This is a genomic window from Qipengyuania mesophila, assembly GCF_019711655.1.
GTDB lineage: Bacteria > Pseudomonadota > Alphaproteobacteria > Sphingomonadales > Sphingomonadaceae > Qipengyuania > Qipengyuania mesophila.
Genome location: NZ_JAIGNU010000004.1, coordinates 55,012 through 73,193 on the forward strand (window position 1 = coordinate 55,012; position 18,182 = coordinate 73,193).

22 protein-coding genes and 1 tRNA gene are annotated in these 18,182 nt (G+C 64.9%); 7 read left to right on the forward strand and 16 right to left on the reverse strand.

The annotated features are described in order from the left end of the window. Positions 1 to 44 precede the first annotated feature (44 nt). Complete coding sequence (gene greA / locus K3181_RS14475) at positions 45 to 512, forward strand: transcription elongation factor GreA (protein WP_221603836.1); 468 nt, start codon at positions 45 to 47, stop codon at positions 510 to 512. On the opposite strand, the gene K3181_RS14480 is transcribed toward greA, so the two are convergent. The 6 genes from K3181_RS14480 to K3181_RS14505 all read right to left on the reverse strand — a co-directional run bounded on the left by K3181_RS14480 (position 505) and on the right by K3181_RS14505 (position 3,196). Further along, positions 505 to 993: a GNAT family N-acetyltransferase gene (locus tag K3181_RS14480; RefSeq protein WP_221603837.1), complete on the reverse strand. Its 489-nt coding sequence runs from the start codon at positions 991 to 993 to the stop codon at positions 505 to 507. The two genes, greA and K3181_RS14480, sit on opposite strands and share 8 nt — an antisense overlap. Before the next feature lie 7 nt (positions 994 to 1,000). Next, the gene (locus tag K3181_RS14485; RefSeq protein WP_221603838.1) at positions 1,001 to 1,231 is read right to left on the reverse strand and encodes a DUF4170 domain-containing protein; all 231 of its coding nucleotides are present in this window, start codon (positions 1,229 to 1,231) and stop codon (positions 1,001 to 1,003) included. Positions 1,232 to 1,339: 108 nt separating this feature from the next. Beyond that, on the reverse strand, positions 1,340 to 1,870 hold the full coding sequence (locus K3181_RS14490) for a hypothetical protein (RefSeq protein ID WP_221603839.1): 531 nt from the start codon (positions 1,868 to 1,870) through the stop codon (positions 1,340 to 1,342). A gap of 60 nt (positions 1,871 to 1,930) precedes the next feature. After that, on the reverse strand, positions 1,931 to 2,239 hold the full coding sequence (locus K3181_RS14495; RefSeq protein ID WP_221603840.1) for a hypothetical protein: 309 nt from the start codon (positions 2,237 to 2,239) through the stop codon (positions 1,931 to 1,933). Further along, the gene (locus K3181_RS14500) at positions 2,236 to 2,670 is read right to left on the reverse strand and encodes a phage holin family protein (RefSeq protein WP_221603841.1); all 435 of its coding nucleotides are present in this window, start codon (positions 2,668 to 2,670) and stop codon (positions 2,236 to 2,238) included. The genes K3181_RS14495 and K3181_RS14500 overlap by 4 nt, the downstream gene beginning before the upstream one ends. A gap of 22 nt (positions 2,671 to 2,692) precedes the next feature. Continuing rightward, complete coding sequence (locus K3181_RS14505) at positions 2,693 to 3,196, reverse strand: hypothetical protein (protein ID WP_247715173.1); 504 nt, start codon at positions 3,194 to 3,196, stop codon at positions 2,693 to 2,695. 13 nt (positions 3,197 to 3,209) lie between these two features. Between K3181_RS14505 and K3181_RS15675 the strand changes: the two genes are divergently transcribed. The 3 genes from K3181_RS15675 (at position 3,210) to K3181_RS14515 (ending at position 6,980) form a co-directional block, all read left to right on the forward strand. Continuing rightward, positions 3,210 to 3,428, forward strand: coding sequence for a hypothetical protein (locus K3181_RS15675; RefSeq protein ID WP_247715174.1), 219 nt, complete (start codon positions 3,210 to 3,212; stop codon positions 3,426 to 3,428). Between the two features lie 70 nt (positions 3,429 to 3,498). Then, the gene (gene eno / locus K3181_RS14510; protein WP_221603843.1) at positions 3,499 to 4,788 is read left to right on the forward strand and encodes a phosphopyruvate hydratase; all 1,290 of its coding nucleotides are present in this window, start codon (positions 3,499 to 3,501) and stop codon (positions 4,786 to 4,788) included. Positions 4,789 to 4,901: 113 nt separating this feature from the next. Next, the gene (locus K3181_RS14515) at positions 4,902 to 6,980 is read left to right on the forward strand and encodes a M13 family metallopeptidase (RefSeq protein WP_221603844.1); all 2,079 of its coding nucleotides are present in this window, start codon (positions 4,902 to 4,904) and stop codon (positions 6,978 to 6,980) included. A 22-nt stretch (positions 6,981 to 7,002) separates the two neighbouring features. Here K3181_RS14515 and K3181_RS14520 read toward each other — a convergent pair whose 3' ends face one another. Further along, the gene (locus tag K3181_RS14520; protein WP_221603845.1) at positions 7,003 to 7,254 is read right to left on the reverse strand and encodes a hypothetical protein; all 252 of its coding nucleotides are present in this window, start codon (positions 7,252 to 7,254) and stop codon (positions 7,003 to 7,005) included. 78 nt (positions 7,255 to 7,332) lie between these two features. Here K3181_RS14520 and K3181_RS14525 point away from each other — a divergent pair, with 78 nt between their 5' ends. Both K3181_RS14525 and K3181_RS14530 read left to right on the forward strand, forming a co-directional pair. Further along, positions 7,333 to 8,382: a phosphotransferase family protein gene (locus tag K3181_RS14525; RefSeq protein WP_221603846.1), complete on the forward strand. Its 1,050-nt coding sequence runs from the start codon at positions 7,333 to 7,335 to the stop codon at positions 8,380 to 8,382. After that, complete coding sequence (locus K3181_RS14530) at positions 8,382 to 9,473, forward strand: Rv3169 family protein (protein ID WP_221603847.1); 1,092 nt, start codon at positions 8,382 to 8,384, stop codon at positions 9,471 to 9,473. Before K3181_RS14525 ends, K3181_RS14530 begins: the two co-directional genes overlap by 1 nt. On the opposite strand, the gene K3181_RS14535 is transcribed toward K3181_RS14530, so the two are convergent. From K3181_RS14535 to K3181_RS14555, 5 genes are all read right to left on the reverse strand, one after another. Further along, positions 9,470 to 10,399, reverse strand: a complete 930-nt coding sequence (locus K3181_RS14535) for an aldo/keto reductase (RefSeq protein WP_221603848.1) — start codon at positions 10,397 to 10,399, stop codon at positions 9,470 to 9,472. The two genes, K3181_RS14530 and K3181_RS14535, sit on opposite strands and share 4 nt — an antisense overlap. Next, the gene (gene ribH, locus K3181_RS14540) at positions 10,396 to 10,815 is read right to left on the reverse strand and encodes a 6,7-dimethyl-8-ribityllumazine synthase (protein ID WP_221603849.1); all 420 of its coding nucleotides are present in this window, start codon (positions 10,813 to 10,815) and stop codon (positions 10,396 to 10,398) included. Before ribH ends, K3181_RS14535 begins: the two co-directional genes overlap by 4 nt. A gap of 5 nt (positions 10,816 to 10,820) precedes the next feature. Continuing rightward, a complete protein-coding gene (ribB, locus tag K3181_RS14545; RefSeq protein ID WP_247715175.1) occupies positions 10,821 to 12,065 on the reverse strand; it encodes a 3,4-dihydroxy-2-butanone-4-phosphate synthase in 1,245 nt (414 codons plus the stop codon). Positions 12,066 to 12,180: 115 nt separating this feature from the next. Further along, positions 12,181 to 12,256 (reverse strand) — tRNA-Lys (locus tag K3181_RS14550). Between the two features lie 99 nt (positions 12,257 to 12,355). After that, positions 12,356 to 12,676 carry a hypothetical protein gene (locus K3181_RS14555; protein ID WP_221603850.1) on the reverse strand — a complete coding sequence of 107 codons (321 nt, stop codon included), beginning with the start codon at positions 12,674 to 12,676 and terminating at the stop codon, positions 12,356 to 12,358. A gap of 183 nt (positions 12,677 to 12,859) precedes the next feature. Between K3181_RS14555 and K3181_RS14560 the strand changes: the two genes are divergently transcribed. Beyond that, a complete protein-coding gene (locus K3181_RS14560; protein WP_221603851.1) occupies positions 12,860 to 13,570 on the forward strand; it encodes a helix-turn-helix transcriptional regulator in 711 nt (236 codons plus the stop codon). Here the strand turns inward: K3181_RS14560 and rodA are convergent. Genes rodA through mreC form a run of 4 tightly spaced genes read right to left on the reverse strand, consistent with a single transcriptional unit; the run spans position 13,567 to position 18,180 of the window. Continuing rightward, positions 13,567 to 14,685, reverse strand: coding sequence for a rod shape-determining protein RodA (rodA, locus tag K3181_RS14565; RefSeq protein ID WP_221603852.1), 1,119 nt, complete (start codon positions 14,683 to 14,685; stop codon positions 13,567 to 13,569). The two genes, K3181_RS14560 and rodA, sit on opposite strands and share 4 nt — an antisense overlap. Further along, on the reverse strand, positions 14,682 to 16,739 hold the full coding sequence (gene mrdA, locus K3181_RS14570; RefSeq protein ID WP_221603853.1) for a penicillin-binding protein 2: 2,058 nt from the start codon (positions 16,737 to 16,739) through the stop codon (positions 14,682 to 14,684). The genes rodA and mrdA overlap by 4 nt, the downstream gene beginning before the upstream one ends. Continuing rightward, positions 16,739 to 17,290 (reverse strand): rod shape-determining protein MreD, encoded by a 552-nt coding sequence (gene mreD, locus K3181_RS14575; RefSeq protein ID WP_221603854.1) that lies wholly within the window; start codon positions 17,288 to 17,290, stop codon positions 16,739 to 16,741. Before mreD ends, mrdA begins: the two co-directional genes overlap by 1 nt. Continuing rightward, entirely contained in the window at positions 17,290 to 18,180 is an 891-nt protein-coding gene (mreC, locus tag K3181_RS14580) for a rod shape-determining protein MreC (protein WP_221603855.1), read from the reverse strand. Before mreC ends, mreD begins: the two co-directional genes overlap by 1 nt. Positions 18,181 to 18,182 lie beyond the last annotated feature (2 nt).

The following is an 18,182-nucleotide window of genomic DNA, read 5'->3' on the forward strand; positions in this document are numbered from 1 at the left end:
ATTGTCCCGGGAGACCGGTTGGAACAGGAAGGACAAGGGGTCCTATGGAAAAAGTGCCGATGTTGGCCGAGGGCTACGAGAAGCTCACGGCGGACCTGAAGATCCTGCGTGCCGAACGCCCCAAGATCGTCGATGCGATCGAGGAAGCGCGCGCGCATGGCGACCTTTCGGAAAACGCAGAATACCACGCCGCCAAGGAACGCCAGGGCCAGGTCGAAGCCATGATCGGCGAGCTGGAGGACAAGATCAGCCGCGCGCAGATCATCGATCCGACCACGCTGAGCGGCGACAAGGTGATCTTCGGCGCGACCGTCACCCTGCTCGACGAAGACGACAAGCCGGTGCGCTACCAGATCGTCGGCCAGACCGAGGCAGATGCCTCGAAGGGGCGGATCAGCTACAATTCGCCGATCGGGCGGGCGCTGATCGGCAAGCAGATCGAGGAAGAGGTCGAAGTGACCGTCCCCTCGGGCGACAAGTTCTACCTGATCGACAAGATCGAATTCATCTGATCCGTTTTTCCATCGCCCAATTGTGGATCGGGACCTCCCGACCCTCGTGGGCGATGGTGAACTCGCGCTTCTTCGTCGCAACGTAACCCGCCCGCTCGAATGCCGGGCGGGCAAGATCGCTCGCCTCGGTGTAGAGGCGCTGCACACCCAGAGCCGCCGCATGCGCCTCGGCCGTCGCCAGCAATTGCGTGGCGAGCCCCCGGCGCGTGTGCTCAGGATGGTTGTAGAGGTGGTCGAGATGCCCGTCGGGCTCGATCAGCACATAGGCGACCGGCCTGTCCTCCGCATCGGCGGCGACGAAGATCGCATGGCCCGCAGCGACGCGCTCCCGGAACCTTTCGGGTCCGGGATGGCGCGCCGACCATGCGGCAACCTGTTCGGGCGAATAGGCGTGTGGGCCGATTTCTGCGATGGCCGCCGCGTTCACCGCGGCGAGGGCCTCGGCATCGGCGTCGCAATAGGGCCTGATCGAATAGGCCACCGCGGAATTATGCGCCCGGATCGAGCAGCTTGTGCAGGTGGACGATGACGTATTTCATCTCTGCATCGTCGACCGTGCGCTGGGCATTCGAGCGCCACGCATCCACCGCGAGGTCGTAGCTGCTGAACACACCGGCGACGTGGATGCTCTCGGGATCGGCGAAGGTCACGCTGCGCGGATCGGTGACGCGGCCGCCCATGACCAGGTAGAGCGTCTGCTTGCTCTCTTTTTCTTCCATCGGATGTCTTTCGCTCGGGGGAGGGGAGGATTGGCTGCGCCACATAGCGAAAGCGGCGCAACAGGCAAGCCTGTCGCGCCGCTACGGCAGGTCCCGTTTCGGGAGATGTCAGTGCGTCAGGCGGGTGCGCAATGCGCGATAGGCGCGGCTGCCCTTGCGCCCGGCCTTGCGTCCCGAGGCGCGCAGCGCGTCGCTCGCCGTATCGAGCTTGTAGGCGGCGTCGCGCCGCAGTCCCCGCGCGGTGGTGGCGGCGCTGTCACCGAAGTCCTCGAACCGGTCGCCGGCATATTGCGCGCCGTCCATCAGGCCGTCGATCATCCGCGCGCCATAGGCCAGCGCGGCATCGGTCGCGAGACCGGCGAAGACGCCGCCGCGTCGGCCGAGGCGACGGCCCTTGCGCGTCATCGCACCGGCGGCAAGGCCGAGCACGAGCACACCACCGACAACCGCCAGCGGATGCTTGCGGGTGAAATCGAGCGCGGAGTCGGCGACGTCTTTCGCCTGATCTGCGAGGCTGCGCTGTTCATTGCGCTGCTCGCCGGCTTCGATCCGGGCGCGGAGTTGATCGCGCTTCTCCGAATCGCTCAGCTTGCTGTCGGCGCTGATCGGGGTGACATTGCTTTCGGCTGCATCGGCCATGGTACTCTCCGGAAAAATGTGTTCGTGCGATCAACGAATTTCGGCGACACGATGTTCCGACTATTCGGCCAGATCGTCCTCGTCCTGCTCTTCGGGTGTAAAGCCGAGCAATTCGAAGATCGGGTTGCGCGCGAACCAAACTACCACCGCGGCGAGCAGTGCGGCGAGCGCGCCCTTGTTGTCCTCGGCCATGTCCATGGCTTCGTCGTAGAGATCGGAGGCGCCGTCCATCACGCGATCCATCGCCCGCTCGGCGATGGTCTTGTGCGTGAAATCGGCCTTGAGATGCTCGATGTCGGCTTCGACCAGCGCGCGTGCGGAATCGCGCAGGTGCCGGTCTTCGATCATGCGCGCGCGGCGGGTGCTCACGATGGGTCCTCCTCGTCGAAGGCACCGCGAATATCGTCTATGCGGCTCTTGAGCAGGCGCAGGAGGATCACACCAGCAATGACGAGCACCACCGTGACCAGCGCGGTCGCGCCCCAGGCACCGATGATCGGGACCAGCGCGATCACCAGGCCGACGGTCGCGGCGATGAGGGCGAGGTGGAGCACGCCGAAGGCCCCGAGGCCGAAGCCAATCGCACCCTTGGCGCGGTTGGCGATGAATCCGGTGCGGCTCTTCTGGAACCGCAGTTCGGCCTCGGCATAGGTCTTGCCGTCCTCGATCAGCGCCAGGACGTCGTCGGTCAGCGAATATTCGTGACCGTCGTCGCCCTGCGGATCGGGAGCCTCGTGCTCGTCAGGCAGATCGAGCGGGCCGGCGAAATCGTCCGTACGCTCGGATTCGTCGTCCCGCATTCAGTCCCCCGTGGCAGCTCGTTCAGCGCGAGCTGCGGAATAGACGCGAAAACATGAAGCCGACAAGCGCCGCGATGCCGAGTGCCTTGCCCGGGCTCTTGCGGACGAATTCACGGCCGTCCTCGACCAGGTCGTCGACGCTCTTTTCGTCGAGCCTGGTGGCATAGCCGTCGAGCGACTTGGAGGCGCTTCGGGCGTAGTCGCCGTATTTGGCGCCCAGCTTTTCGTCGACCTGATAGGCATTGTCGCTGACCAGGCGGCTGAGCGAGCGAAGGCCTTCGCCAGCCTTGACCTTGCCTTCGACGGCCAGTTCGCGGCCCTTGATCTTGGCTTCCTCGCCATAAGCCTTGGCGTCGGTAACCCAGTCCTCGCCCTTGCCCTTGGCCTGGTCGCGATAGGCGACGGCGCGGTCGCGGCCTTCGGCCTTCAGCGCGGCGGCACCGGCCTTGGCTTCTTCCAGCGCAGCGTTGAAGCGCGACTTGGCTTCGGAGCGGTTGTCGGTGGTGGCAGTGGTCTTGTCGGTCACGGGAACGGTCTCCTTGGCTGCGCTCGTCGATGCCGCGGCTTTGCGCGGCGTCTTGGCGGAAGTGGATTTCTTCGCTGCGGGTTTCTTGATTGCGGTGGTCTTGCGCTTCTTTGGCGCGCCACCGGAAGTTGTCTCTGCCATGCTCTTCGTCCTTGCCCTCGGTCAATCTCGAATAGGCGATTTCGCCTTCCATGGTGCAACGCAACTTGCACACCAATGTTCCGGCGCATAGAGCGCTGCGGACTCCCCATCTGGGGGTGTTTTAGCCAATTACAACACCTTTCTCCGGAGCGCCAGCATCCATGACCGCGATCATCGACATCCATGCCCGTGAAATCCTTGATTCGCGGGGCAATCCCACGGTCGAAGTCGATGTGTTGCTCGACGATGGCAGCTTCGGCCGGGCCGCCGTGCCCAGCGGTGCCTCGACCGGCGCGCACGAGGCGGTCGAACTGCGCGACGGCGACAAGACCCGCTATCTCGGCAAGGGCGTGCTCAAGGCCGTCGAGGCGGTGAACACCGAGATCCGCGACCTGCTGGTCGGCGCCTTCGACGCCGAGGACCAGCGCGATATCGACCTGTCGATGATCGCGCTCGATGGCACCCCCAACAAGGGCCGGATCGGCGCCAATGCCATTCTGGGGACGAGCATGGCGGTGGCCAAGGCCGCCGCGAACGCGCGCGGGCTGCCGCTCTACAGCTATATCGGCGGGGTCTCCGCACACCTCCTGCCGGTGCCGATGATGAATATCATCAACGGCGGCGAACATGCCGACAACCCGATCGACATTCAGGAATTCATGATCATGCCCGTCGGCGCCGACAGCCTGGCCGAGGCGGTGCGCTGGGGTGCGGAAGTGTTCCACACGCTCAAGAAGAAGCTGCACGAGAAGGGCCTTGCCACCGCGGTGGGCGACGAGGGTGGTTTCGCCCCCGACCTCGCCAGCACGCGCGACGCGCTCGACTTCATCATGGCCTCGATCGAACAGGCCGGGTTCACGCCGGGCGAGGATATCGCGCTGGCGCTCGATTGCGCCTCGACCGAGTTCTTCAAGGAAGGCAAATACGAGATTACCGGCGAGAAGCTGTCGCTCGACGGGCACGAAATGGCCGAATATCTCGACAAGCTGTGCCGCGACTACCCGATCCGCTCGATCGAGGACGGCATGGCCGAAGACGATTTCGAAGGCTGGAAGGCGCTGACCGACCGCATCGGCAATAGCGTCCAGCTGGTCGGCGACGATCTCTTCGTGACCAATCCGCAGCGTCTGCGCGAAGGGATCGACCAGGGCCTCGCCAACTCGCTGCTGGTCAAGGTCAACCAGATCGGCACGCTGTCGGAAACGCTCGACGCGGTGAGCATCGCCAATCGCGCGGGCTATACCGCGGTCATGTCGCACCGTTCGGGCGAAACCGAGGATGCGACCATCGCCGATCTCGCGGTCGCCACCAATTGCGGGCAGATCAAGACCGGCAGCCTCGCACGCTCGGACCGTCTGGCGAAATACAACCAGCTGATCCGTATCGAGGAAGAACTGGGCGACAGCGCAGCCTATGCCGGGCGCGCCTGCTTCGGGCGGCTCAACGGCTAACCATCGACCGGACGGTCTCGCGCGTCGATCAGTGGCACTGGTCGGCGTGCGCTCCTGCGCCTATCACCCGCGCGTTCAACTGAGGGCGCGGATCGCGCCGTGGGAGTAGCCTGATGAAAAACCGCCTGATCGCCGCGCTCTTGCTCGGCACCGCCGTCGCCACGATGGGGCCGGTAGCGTGCCAGCAGCTCGGCGAGGATACGCAGCTTGCCGCCGGAACCGAGCTGGGCATCCGCACCGACTGGATGGACACTTCGGTCAAGCCCGGCGACGATTTCTTCCGTTTTGCAAACGGTGGGTGGTTCGACAAGACTGAGATCCCGGCCGACCGTTCCAACGTCGGCGGGTTCTTCATCGCCGACCAGCAGACCGAGAAGAACCTCGCCGCGCTTATCGACGAGATCGTGAAGTCGGAACCCGAGCAGGGCAGCGACGCCTATCGCGTAAAGACCTTCTACCAGGCCTTCCTCGACACCGAGGCGATCGACGCGGCCGGGCTGAAGCCGGTCGAGGCCGACCTCGCGCGGTTCGACAAGATCGCCGACAAGAAGGCGCTCGCGCAGGTGCTCGGCAGCCAGGTCCGTGCCGACGTCGATCCGCTCAACGCGACCAATTTCGAGACCGAGAACCTCTTCGGCGTGTTCGTCACGCAGGCGCTCAAGGGCGGCGAGGTGGTGCCTTACATCCTTCAGGGCGGGCTCGGCATGCCCGAGCGCGAATACTATCTCTCGCGCGACGAGAAGATGGCCGGGCTGCGGACCGCCTACAAGAGCTACATCGCCGATCTGCTCGAGGCGGCGGATGTCGCCGATGCGGAGATGAAGGCGGCGCGCATCTACGATCTCGAGATGAAGATTGCGCAGGCTCACGTCAGCCGCGAGGACAGCGACGACTGGACCAAGGCGAGCACGCTGTGGACGCAGTCGGACTTCGCCAGCAAGGCGCCCGGGCTCGACTGGAACGCCTTCTTCAAGGCGGCCGAGCTGGACGGGTTCGAGACCTTCGACGCCTATCACCCTGCGGCGATCACCAAGCTCTCCGCGCTGGTGGCATCCGAGCCGCTCGAGGCATGGAAGGACTGGCTGGTCTTCCACCAGATCAATGCCAACACCGCCGTGCTACCGAGCAAGCTCGATAACCTCCATTTCGCCTTCTACGGCAAGAAGCTGTTCGGGCAGGAAGAACAGCGCAGCCGCGACAAGCGGGCGCTTTCTGCCATCAACGCCTACATGGGCGACGAACTGGGCAAGCTCTATGTCGAGAAATACTTCCCGGCACGGGACAAGACCGACATCCAGGGCATGGTCGACAACATCAAGGCGGCCTTCGCCAAGCGCATCGATGCGCTCGACTGGATGGCCGAGGAGACCAAGGCCGAGGCAATCAAGAAGGTCGAGACGATGGAAGTCGGTGTCGGCTATCCCGACCAGTGGCTCGACTATTCCTCGCTCACGGTGAAGCCGGGCGATGCCTATGCCAATGTCCAGGCAGCGGAGAAGCTGCGCTATTCGCAGCAGCTCGCCAAGATCGGCAAGCCGCTCGACAAGCGCGAGTGGTGGATGAATGCGCAGCTGGTCAACGCGGTCAATCTGCCGGTCCAGAACGCGCTCAACTTCCCCGCCGCGATCCTCCAGCCGCCGTTCTACGATCCCAAGGCCGACGCCGCCTTCAACTACGGCGCGATCGGCGCGGTGATCGGGCACGAGATCAGCCACAGCTTCGACAACAACGGTGCCGCCTTCGACAGCACGGGCGCCATGCGCAACTGGTGGACCGATGCCGACAAGGCCAAGTTCGACGAGGCGGGCAAGGCGCTGGCGGGTCAGTTCGACCAGTACGAACCCTTCCCGGGCCTGCATGTCAGGGGCGATCTGACGCTGGGCGAGAACATCGCCGACGTCGCCGGCCTGTCGGCCGCCTACGACGCCTACCGCGCCTCGCTCAACGGAAAGGAAGCGCCGGTGATCGACGGCTATACCGGCGACCAGCGCTTCTTCATTGCCTATGCGCAGGCCTGGGCGAGCAAGTATCGCGAGGAGGCGCTGCGCCAGCGTATCGCCACCGACGGGCATGCGCCGGGCCAGTACCGTGCGCTCACTGTCCGCAATCTCGACGCGTGGTACAAGGCCTTCGACGTCAAGGAAGGCGACAAGCTCTACCTCGCGCCCGAAAAGCGCGTGAAGGTCTGGTAGTCGATCGGAGACCGGGCGCGGGTCAGTCCTGCGCCCGGTTCTTCGGATGGAACCAGTACTGCCACACGCCCCAGGCGTTGATCAGCAGCAGCACGCCGTTCATCGCTGCGAGCGGGAGGGCGTCGCTCGTCAGCCCGATGTAGATCCACAGCGCAGAGACCGCACAGAACAGCACGAAACCCCAGGCGGTTGCGCGGCGCCCCAAGTCGAAGGCGATCATCGCTGCGGCCAGCACGGTGCCGATCGAAGTGATCCATTCGAGCGGCCCGTTCATTCTCGTCTCTCCTGCATGATTGTCAGGACGCGTGGCTCTCGCTAGCGTTCCGGCAATTGCTCTTTGCGGGAGAGGGGCTTGGCGGATTTTCCGGGCCATCCGGACGAGGTGAGCGCTGCGTGGCTCGGCGAGCAGCTGGGCGCGCGCGTCGACGCGGTCCGCTGGGAGCCGATCGGCACCGGCCAGGTAGGCGACAGCGTACGCTTCCACCTCGACGGCACGGGCGTGCCAGCGACATTGGCGGGCAAGTTCGCCGCCGCCGACCCTGCCAGCCGCGGCACGGCGGCCATGTTCGGCCTCTATCGCAAGGAAGTGGAATTCTACCGGCAGGTCGCGCCGCTGCTCGACGTCCGCGTACCCAAGGTCCATTTTTCGGCGGTTGACGAGGCCGGGGTCGAATTCATCCTGTTGTTCGAGGACATGGGGCCGGCGCGGCAGGGCGACCAGATCCGCGGCTGCGGCATTGCCGATGCGCGTGCGGCGATAAGGCAGGCGGCGGCGATCCACGCGCCGAGCTGGGAGCGGAACGAGCTGATCGAGGCCGCGTGGATCGCCCCGCTGCCCGATCTGCGCGAAAGGCTCGGCGCCATGTATCCGCAGGCGCAGGCGATCTTCCGCGAACGCTATGTCGACACGCTCGAACCCGAATTCATGCTTCTGTGCGAAGAACTTGCCGAGGCGAGCTCGCACTGGTTCGAACGCGGCGAGCCGCCGCAATGCGTGGTCCATGGCGATTTCCGCCTCGACAACATGCTGTTCGACATTCGCGGGGGGGCGGAACCCATTGCCGTGCTCGACTGGCAGACGGTGGCGGTGGGCAGGCCGATGACCGATGTCGGCTATTTCATCGGCTGCGGCGTGGGCGAAGCTCTGTGGCGCGACCACGAGGAGGAATTGCTCGAGCTGTGGCGCACCGAGATGCAGGCGCGCGGCGTTGCGCTGGAGCGCGAAGAGATTGAGCGCGACTACCGTCTCGGCATCCTGCACGGGGTTTCGACGGCGGTCTTCAGCGCGGCCTTCGTCGAGCGGACCGAGCGCGGCGATGCCAATTTTCTGTCGATGGCGCGCGGGGCCTGTTCGCTGGCGCTGGCGCGCGATAGTATCGGTGCACTGAAGGAGACGATCTAGTGGTTTTGAGCCGCGGTGACGATTATCCGATCCACCAGACACCGGAGCCGGTCGCCTATGCCGGCACCGACCGCAATTTCTACGACCGCTATTTCTTCAACGGCTATGCCCCCGACGGCAGCGGCTTCTTCGCGGTCGCGCTGGGCATCTACCCGCATCTCGACGTGATCGATGCGCATTTCAACGTCGTCCGCGACGGAGTGCAGCACTGCATCCATGCCAGCACCGAGCTGGGGATGGAGCGGATGGCGATGGCAGCGGGCCCGATCTCGGTCGAGATCATCGAGGCGCTCCATATCCTGCGGATCCGGCTCGAGCCATGCGAGGGGATGGCGGCGGACATCACCTTTACCGGGCGGGCCTTCCCGATCGAGGAGCCGCGCTTCACCCACCGCATCGGCCCGCGCGCCTTCATGGACTACACGCGCCTGACACAGAACGGCGGATACGAGGGCTGGATCGAGGTCGACGGAGATCGCCGTGACCTGGCCGATGGGACGATGGGCACGCGGGACCGGAGCTGGGGCGTGCGACCGATCGGTGCGCGCGACATGCAGCCGATGCCCGGACACACATTGCCCGGCTTCTTCTGGCAGTGGACGCCGGTCAATTTTCCGCAGGGCAGCCTGTTTTTCCACGTCAACAACGACGAGCACGGCGAGGCGTGGAACACGCGCGCGGCCTGGGCAGGGGAGGGGGCCGGACCCGAGGAGCTCGCCGAAGGGCACGGCAGCATGCGGACCCGGCTTCAGCAGGGAACCCGCTGGCCCTCGGGCGGCACGCTATCGCTGGCGCTCCCCCGCGCACCCGAACAGGTCAGCTTCGAACCGCTCGGCCGCTTCCAGATGCGCGGCCTCGGCTACACCCATCCCGAGTGGGGCCACGGCATGTATCACGGGCGGCTGAAAGTCGCGCGCGAGGATATCGAACTGGCCGATCTCGACCCGCTCGCTCCGGAGAACCTCCACGTGCAGGTCCCGGTTCGCGTCACGGCCAGCGACGGGTCCGACGGTATCGGAGTGTTCGAACAGCTGATCATCGGTCCCTTCGCACCGCTGGGACTGAAGGAATTCCTCGACGGGGCGAGTTAGCCTGCAGCGGCGCCGAGCCGTGCAAGCTGCGCGTCGCTCAGTTCCAGCCGAGTGAAGGCGAGCAGTTCCTCGAGCTGGGCCACCGTTCGCGCACTGGCGATCGGGGCGGGGATGCCCGGTTGCCGGACCAGCCAGGCGAGCGCGATGGCGGCATGGCTCGCGCCGGTTTCATCCGCAACTGCATCCATTGCATCGAGAACTGCGGGGCCGTTGTCACCGGACAATTCACGGGCGCGACCGCCACGGCTCGATTTGGCAAAATCCTCCTCGGTCCGGTACTTGCCGGTCAGGTAACCCGAGGCAAGGCCGAAGAAGGGCAGCATCGGGATGCCGCGCGACACGCAGAGCTGCTGCAGCTCGGCGCCATAGGCTGCGCGCGCAACGAGGTTGTATTCGTTCTGCAGCGCGGTGAAGGGTTCGGCCCCGGTCGCATCCGCCACCGCCAACGCCTCACCCAGCCTTTCGGCATTGAAGTTCGACGCTCCGAGCGATGCCACCTTGCCGCTGCGCACCGCGCCGTCGAATGCCGCGACAATGTCCGCAATCGGCAGCTCGTCATAGTCGCGATGGGCGTAATAGAGATCGACGCTATCGCAGCGCAGGCGGTCGAGAGAGGCGTCGAGCGATTTCAGGACGCGATCGGGCTCATAGAGTTCCTTGCCCCCAAGCATGCCGGTCTTCGTGTGGATTCGCATGTCCTTGCGTACACCGCGACTGTCGAGCCACTGTCCGAGATAGGTCTCGGATTCGCCGCCCTTGTGCCCCGGGATCCAGGCCGAATAGACGTCGGCCGTATCGATCATGCGTCCACCCGCCTCGTAGAATGCGTCGAGGACGGCGAACCCTTCGTCGCCCTGCGCGGTCCAGCCGAACACGTTTCCGCCGAGGACGAGCGGGATCCCGGCAATAGCTGGGTGGGCGGTCATGCGAATTTCTCCTGCAGTGCGAGCAGGGCCATCGCGGCCTGAGCGGCCTCTCCGCCCTTGTCCTTCTGTTTCGGATCGGCGCGAACAAGGGCCTGGTCTTCGTTCTCAACCGTCAAGATGCCGTTGCCGATGGCCATGCCATCCATGGTCAGCGCCATGATCCCGCGCGCGCTTTCGCCGGCGACGATCTCGAAATGATAGGTCTCGCCGCGGATCACCACGCCGATGCCGACATAGCCGTCATATTGACCGCTTTCGGAGGCGAGCGCGATGGCGCCGGGGACTTCAAGCGCGCCTGGGACGGTCAGCACTTCGACCTCGTGCCCCTTCGCCACGAGCGCGGCGCGCGCGCCGGCCACGAGCATGTCGTTGAGGTGGTCGTAGAAACGGGCTTCGACGATCAGGAAACGGGCCATGCTGGTCACTCCGGGATGGGCTTGTGGTCGACGATGTCGAGGCCGTAGCCCTCGATCGCCACGACGTTGGGTTGCGAATTGCTGAGCAGGATCATGTCCTCGATCCCGAGATCGGCGAGGATCTGCGAACCGATGCCGACGTTGCGCTGCGCATCGTTCTCGCTGTAGCCGCTGTTCGACGCCGGACGCCCCGTGATCAGCACGATTACGCCCGAGCCATGTTCGCCCACCGCCTGCATCGCGCGCTGGAGCGTGCGTTTGCGCGGGCCAGGCTTGCCGAGCAGGTCGTCGAAAATCGAGATCGGGTGGACGCGGGCGAGGGTGGGCTGGCCTTCGACGACATGGCCCTTCTGCAGGACGTAGCTCTCGCTGCCGTCGACCGTGTTGCGATAGGTCAGCAGGCGCCAGTCGCCGCCGTAGTCGGATTCGAAGCTGTCCTCGCCTACACGCTCGACCAGGTGATCGTGCCGCATACGGTATTCGATGAGATCGCGGATCGTGCCGATCTTCATGTCGTGCTTGCGCGCGAAGCCGATCAGGTCGTCGAGCCGGGCCATCGTGCCGTCCTCGTTCATGATCTCGCAGATCACGCCCGAGGGGTTGAGCCCGGCGAGGCGCGAGATGTCGACCGCAGCCTCGGTATGGCCGGCGCGCACGAGCACGCCGCCGTCGCGGGCGGCGAGCGGGAAGACATGGCCCGGCGTGACGATGTCGTCGGGCCCCTTGGTGGCATCGATCGCGACCGAGACGGTGCGCGCGCGGTCGGCGGCGCTGATTCCGGTAGTGACGCCTTCCTTCGCCTCGATCGAGGTGGTGAAGGCGGTCTGCATGCTTTCGCGATTGTTGCGGCTCATCGGTTCGAGCCCGAGCGCCTCGACGCGCTTGCGGTCGAGCGCGAGGCAGATGAGGCCGCGGCCGTGCGTGGCCATGAAATTGACCGCGTGCGGCGTCGCCATCTGCGCGGGGATGATGAGGTCGCCCTCGTTCTCTCGGTCCTCGTCGTCGACGAGGATGTACATCCGCCCGTTGCGCGCCTCGTCGATGATATCCTCGGCGCCGACGATGACCGGGGTCTCGTCATTGGCCTCGAGGAAGGCGGCCAGCTTGGCGAGCGTTTCGGCGGTCGGGTTCCAGCTGTCCTCGCCGCAATCGCGCAGCGTGTTGGCGTGGAGTCCGGCGGCGCGGGCGAGCCCGGCGCGGGTCATGAGACCCTGCGAAACGAGCGTGCGAACTTTCTCGATCGTGTCCATGCCTTGACGGGTATCACATCATAATGTGACTGCCAATGCGTCATATCACATTCAGTGTGATTCAGGCACAAGGATCCCCCGAGGGGCTCACGAAGACATGTCAAAAGGAAGGAAATGGTGGACGCACTAGGGCTCGAACCTAGGACCCGCTGATTAAGAGTCAGCTGCTCTACCAACTGAGCTATGCGTCCACACTGCGACTTGCCGCGGCCTCGTGAAAAGAGGCGTTCCCGACTCGGGAGGCGCTCATATAGCGGGCTCTCCGAAGATGAAAAGTCCTAATTGCCCGATCAGGCCACGCGCTGCATTTCGACCCGTCGCGTTCCCTCTTCGCGAACCCTCAAGGTTGCACCGAAGGGGTCGGTGGGGTTGTCGTCGATGATGACGAAGCGACCGAATTCGAGCGTCCTGACGGCGGCAAAGGCCGCGTGCAGGGGCATGCCGGTGATCTGCGGGAGGTCCCAGATGGTGATCGGCGAACCGCGCCGGTTCGCGAGGCAGATTTCGGCCAGCACCTTGTCGCAGGTATCGTCGCCGACCTTTCTTGCCGGGCCTTCGCATTCCAGTTCGCTCCGGTCCTCTGACCGGCGGCGGGGGGTATTGGGTTCCATGATCTATCAATCCCTTTCGGACCAGCGACTTCCCCCACCTGTCCATCGCCGGACACTACTTATGCGGGTTCCTAGATGAATAGATCATGGCGGTCAGTCCCTCACCTTGGGGACAATGACGCCAGTTGTCGTACGTCTTCGAAATTGACGGTCTAGATCACGAGCCCTAGACTTCTTAAAAGAATGCAGAATTTCTCGGCCCATATCGCCAGAATGTCGGATTGCGAGGCGATCCTTGAATACGTATACGCTACGTGCCGCGAGGAGGGAGCGGTCTGGTTCAGCTACCACTTCACTTCCGCTTTCGATTCGCAGACTTCGAAGAGAACCGCGATCTGGGCGCGGGACTATCCCCTCGAGTACCAGAAGCTCTACGTAACCGAAGATTGGCGCAGTCAGGATCCGGTCCCGCGCCTGACCTTCAAGCATGGTCCGATCATGACCTGGAGCCGCGCGCGCCAATGCGCGCGGGGCGAACGGCAGGCGCGGGACTTCCTCGCGCGACTGGAAGGGCTCGGAATCGACAACTGGGTAAGTTTCGCGCTCTACGGCCCGCGCAATCGCGACGGATATGCCTCGATGCGCTTTGCCCAGGATCCCGACGGATTCGACGATGGTCGTCTCCAGTCGATCCATGCGCTGCTGACTGCCGCCCATTTCCAGATCTGCACCATCATGGGTGGCGGGAGCGCATCGGTGACGCTGTCGGAACGCGAGCGCGAGGTGCTCGAATGGATGGGAAGGGGCAAATCCTCCTCCGATATCGCGATCATCCTCGCCATCTCGCCCGAGACGGTGCGCACCTACACGCGCAGGATCTATGAGAAGCTGCAGACCAACGACCGGGTGACCGCCACCGTCAGGGCGCTCAAGTTGGGGCTGGTCGACCTCTAGCGCATCAGGCCCGAACGCGGCGCCCTGCGGTTCCAGCGGTCGACCATCATCAGCGATCCGATGCAGATCATGTTGGTCAGCATCGAGCTGCCGCCATGGCTCATGAAAGGCAGCGGGATCCCGACCACGGGGGCGAGCCCCATCACCATCATCAGGTTGATCGCGACGTAGAAGAAGATCGTCGCGGTCATGCCCAGCGCGATCAGCTTGCCGAACCGGTCGTTGCTGGCGCGCGCCACCGACAGGCCCCAGGCGAAGATGATCGCAAAGGCGCCGATGACCACGAGCCCGCCGACGAAACCCCATTCCTCGGCCATGGTGGCGAAGATGAAATCGGTATGCGGTTCGGGCAGGTAATGCAGGTGACTTTGCGAGCCTTCGTTGAAGCCCTTGCCCGAGAACCCGCCCGAGCCGATCGCGATCTTCGACTGGGTGATGTGATAGCCGTCGCCCAGCGGATCGCTTTCCGGGTCGAGGAAGGTGAAGACGCGTTTCTGCTGATAGGGCTGGAGGCCGAAGAAGAAGGCGACCGGGGCAAGCACGGCGCCGGCCAGCCCCGCACCGATGAACCAGCGCAGCGGCAGCCCCGCGGCGAACATCACCACCGCTCCGCCGAAGAGGATCGCCAGCGAAGTGCCGAGGTCGGGCTGCAGCAGCACGAGCGCGACCGGTGCCATGATCAGCCCACCCGCCGGGATCAGTGACCTCCACGTAGGAATCATGCCAACGGGTAACGTGGCGTAGAAGCGCGCCAGCACCAGGACGATGGCGGGTTTCATCATTTCGGACGGCTGCAGCTGGATGAATCCCAAGTCGAGCCAGCGCTGGCTGCCACCGCCGACGAAACCGATCGCTTCGACCCCGACGAGCATGACCAGCAGGGCGGCATAGATCGGGAAGGCGAAAAACATCGCCAACTCGCGCGTGAACCGCGCGAGCACGAAGGCCATCACGAGAAATATCCCGAAGCGCAGGACGTGCGAGGAAGCATAGGGGGACCAGCTCCCCGCCGCCGCCGAATAGAGCACCAGCGCGCCGAAGGCGATCAGCACGAACAGCGGAAACAGCATCTGCCAGGGTTGCCGCGCGATCGGCGCGGGGACGATCCCGCTCATTCGCTCACCTGTCCCGACGAGGCTGCGGTGTCGAGGCGCGGATCGACCTTCTTGTCGGCAATACTTTCCTGCTGGCGCACGGCGAGACGCGCTTCGGCCTCGACCTGGTCGAAGATGTCCTCGTCGCGCGCGGGTACGGGTTTGACCGCTTCGCCCGCGGCTGCGGCGAAGGCGCGATACTTGGCGTCGAGTCGCTGCTGTGCGGTACCGCCCCATTGCTCCTCGAAGCTGCGCAGCATTTCCATGCCCTTGGCGGGGTCGAACAGGAAGGTCATCACGTCGCGTGCGATCGGATAGGCCGAACCCGATCCGCCGCCATGTTCGATCACTACCGCGCAGGCGTAGCGCGGATTGTCGTAGGGCGCGAAGCTGATGAACAAGCCATGGTCGCGGTATTTCCACGGCCCCGTCTTGCCGTTCGACAGGTTCAGGCCGACAACCTGCGCGGTCCCCGTCTTGCCGGCGAGCAGCACGTCGTCGATCGGCAGGCGCGCACGGCCCGCGGTTCCTGGTCCGTTGACCACATCCTTCATCGCTTCGCGTACGAGATGGACGTGCTCGGCGGAAAAGTCGGCCGGGGCGAAGCGCTGGCGGGTCTTCGACTTGATCAGCTTCGGCTCGAGATGGCGCCCCGAGGCGATGCGCGCCGCATAGACCGCCAGCTGGAGCGGATTGAACAGCATGTAGCCCTGGCCGATCGTCGCGTTGACGGTGTCGTAGGCCTGCCATTCGCGGCCGTATTTCTTGAGCTTCCACGCGGGATCGGGGACGGTGCCGTAGAACTGGCTCAGCACCGGCAGGTCGAATTCCTGGCCCAGGCCGACGCGACGCGCCATGGCTGCGATCGGGTCCATCCCGATTTGCTGGGCGAAATGGTAGAAATAGACGTCGCAGGACTGGTAGATGCCCTTGGCCATGTCGACCCGGCCGTGGCCGCGGCGCTGCCAGCAGTGGAACACGCGGTTGCCGACGCGCAGGCCGCCATTGCAAGTGACGGCGTCGTCGGGCTTCAGGCCTTCCCTGAGGAAGCTCATCGCCACCATCGGCTTGACCGTCGATCCGGGTGGATAGAGTCCTTTCAGGACCTTGTTGCGCAGCGGCACGCGCTCGTCCTGGCTGAGCATCGAATATTCGACACGGCCGATTCCCTGAGAGAAGCTGTTGGGATCGAAGCTGGGCATCGAAGCCATGCACAGGATGTCGCCGGTGAGGCAGTCGATCACCACCACCGAACCGCTTTCGAGGCCGATGCGGCGAGCGGCGTAGTCCTGCAGCGGGCCGTCGATGGTCAGCTGGATCGGATCGCCCTGCGTGTCTTCGCGCGTTTCGAGTTCGCGGACGATGCGGCCGGCCGCGGTGACCTCGACCCGGCGCGCGCCCGGAATGCCGCGCAATTCCTGTTCGAACTGTCGTTCGAGGCCGTCCTTGCCGATCTTGTAGCCGGGAGTGACCAGCAGCGGGTTGCGATCCTGCTCGGCATATTCCTCGGCATTGGCAGTGCCGACGTAACCGATCAGGTGGCCCACGCTGGGTCCGGTGGGATAGAAGCGGGAAAAGCCGCGTTGTGGAACCACGCCGGGCAGGTCGGGTAACCGGACGCTAACGGCGGCGAAGGCGTCGTAGGTGATCCCCGAGGCGACCTCGACGGGCTGGTAGCCGGGCCCGTCGGCGATGCGCTTGCGAATGTCGGCCGCCTGGTTCTCGTCGAGCTTGAGAATATTGGTCAGCGTGCGCACCGTCGCGTCGGGATCAGGTGTCCGCTCGGGAACAATGTCGACACGGAAATCGGCGCGGTTCGAAGCGAGCGGCGCACCGTTGCGGTCGAGGATCCAGCCGCGCCGCGGCGGGATCAGCGAGAGGTTGACGCGGTTGCTTTCGCTCTCGAGCTCGTATTTCTCGTTCTCGGCTATGGCGATGTAGCCCATCCGCGCGGCCAGCAGCATACCGACCCCGCCCATCGCCGTGCCGATCACGAAAGTCCGGCGGTCGAAAGCGTTGTCGAGCGTCGACTGGGTGACGATCTCGCGCGGGCGGGCCCTCTTGCGCCAGGCCATCAGACGGCCCTCCAGCGATGCAGGCGCAAGCGGTCGAGTGTGGCGACCAGACGGGCCGCGACCGGGAAGAGAAGGATCGTAATCACGAGCTGCGGAACGAGAGCGACGAGCGAGTGGATGGTGGGTTGGCCGCCCGAGAACAGCCAGCCCGTAACGAGATAGGCGAGAATCAATATACCCGCAGTGAACCAGTCCTGCCAGAAGGCGCGCCAGGGCAGGCGGGTCTCGATCAGCTCGATGGCGAGCATCACCAGCGACCAGGTCAGGATGGCGAAACCGAAGGGCTGGCCCGAATAGAGATCGTCGACGAAGCCCAGCGGCATTCCCGCCCAGACGGGCAGCAGGCCCGGGCGCACCAGGCGCCAGCCGAGCAGCATGAGCAGGCCCAGCGGCGGGATCATCGGCAGTGCTGCGGCGATGGGGAAGATCGGCAGGATCGAGCCAATCACGATCGATACCCAGGGCACGACATTGGCGAGCAGCGGGGAGTGCGAACGATTTATCCGGCTGCCATAGGCATCGCTGCGCGAGCGGGGGTCGTTGCGCTCCATCAATCGCCCAATTCGCGTTCGATCGGGGTCGCGGCGCCGATCGCCGCATCGGGCTCGTAGATCGGTTCGACGCTGACGAAATCGGTCGCGGCGGGATCGCTGACGATGCGGGCGAGCCCGCCGTCATCGGTGATTTCGGTCACGATGGCGACCGCAATCCCGGGCGGATAGTAGCCGCCGGCCCCGCTGGTGACGAAGACGTCACCGGGTTTGAGCGGATTGATCCCGAGATTGATCAGCTTGATCCGCAGCAGGCCGTCGCCACGCCCCTCGGCGAAGGCGACCACCTCGTCCTTGGCGCGGCGTACGGGCAGGACGCTTTCGGTATCGGTCAGCAGCAGCACGCGCGCGCTGTTGCTGCTCGTCTCGAGGATGCGCCCGACGATCCCGCGTGGGGAGCGTACCGGCATGCCGATTGCGACACCCTGGTCGGACCCGGCACCGAGATAGGCGAAGCGCCGCGTACTCGACGAGGTTGACCCGACCAGTCGCGCCACGGCTACCGGCTTGACCTCACTGTCGCTCAGTCCGAGGAGGCCCTTGAGCCGGGCGTTTTCCTGTTTCACCGCTGCCGCTTCGGCGAGGCGGATGCGGGCGATTTCCATCTCGCGCTGGAGCGCGGCATTTTTCGATCCGGCACGGTAATAGCCGGTGATCGTATCCCAGAAGCCCTTCGAGCCGGTGCGCACCGTTGCGGCGGTCTCGGTCGCGGGCGAGACGCTTTCATGCGCCGCGCCGCGCAGCCCGCCGAACAGCTGGGGCTGGAAGAACGACAGGGCGAGCAGAATCGCACCGACCAGCGCGCCCGCGCCGGCGATCACGTATCCGGTGAAGAGATTGTACTGCGCCCTGCGCGAATAGCCCGAGCGCCGTGAGCCTGTCGGCGCCATTC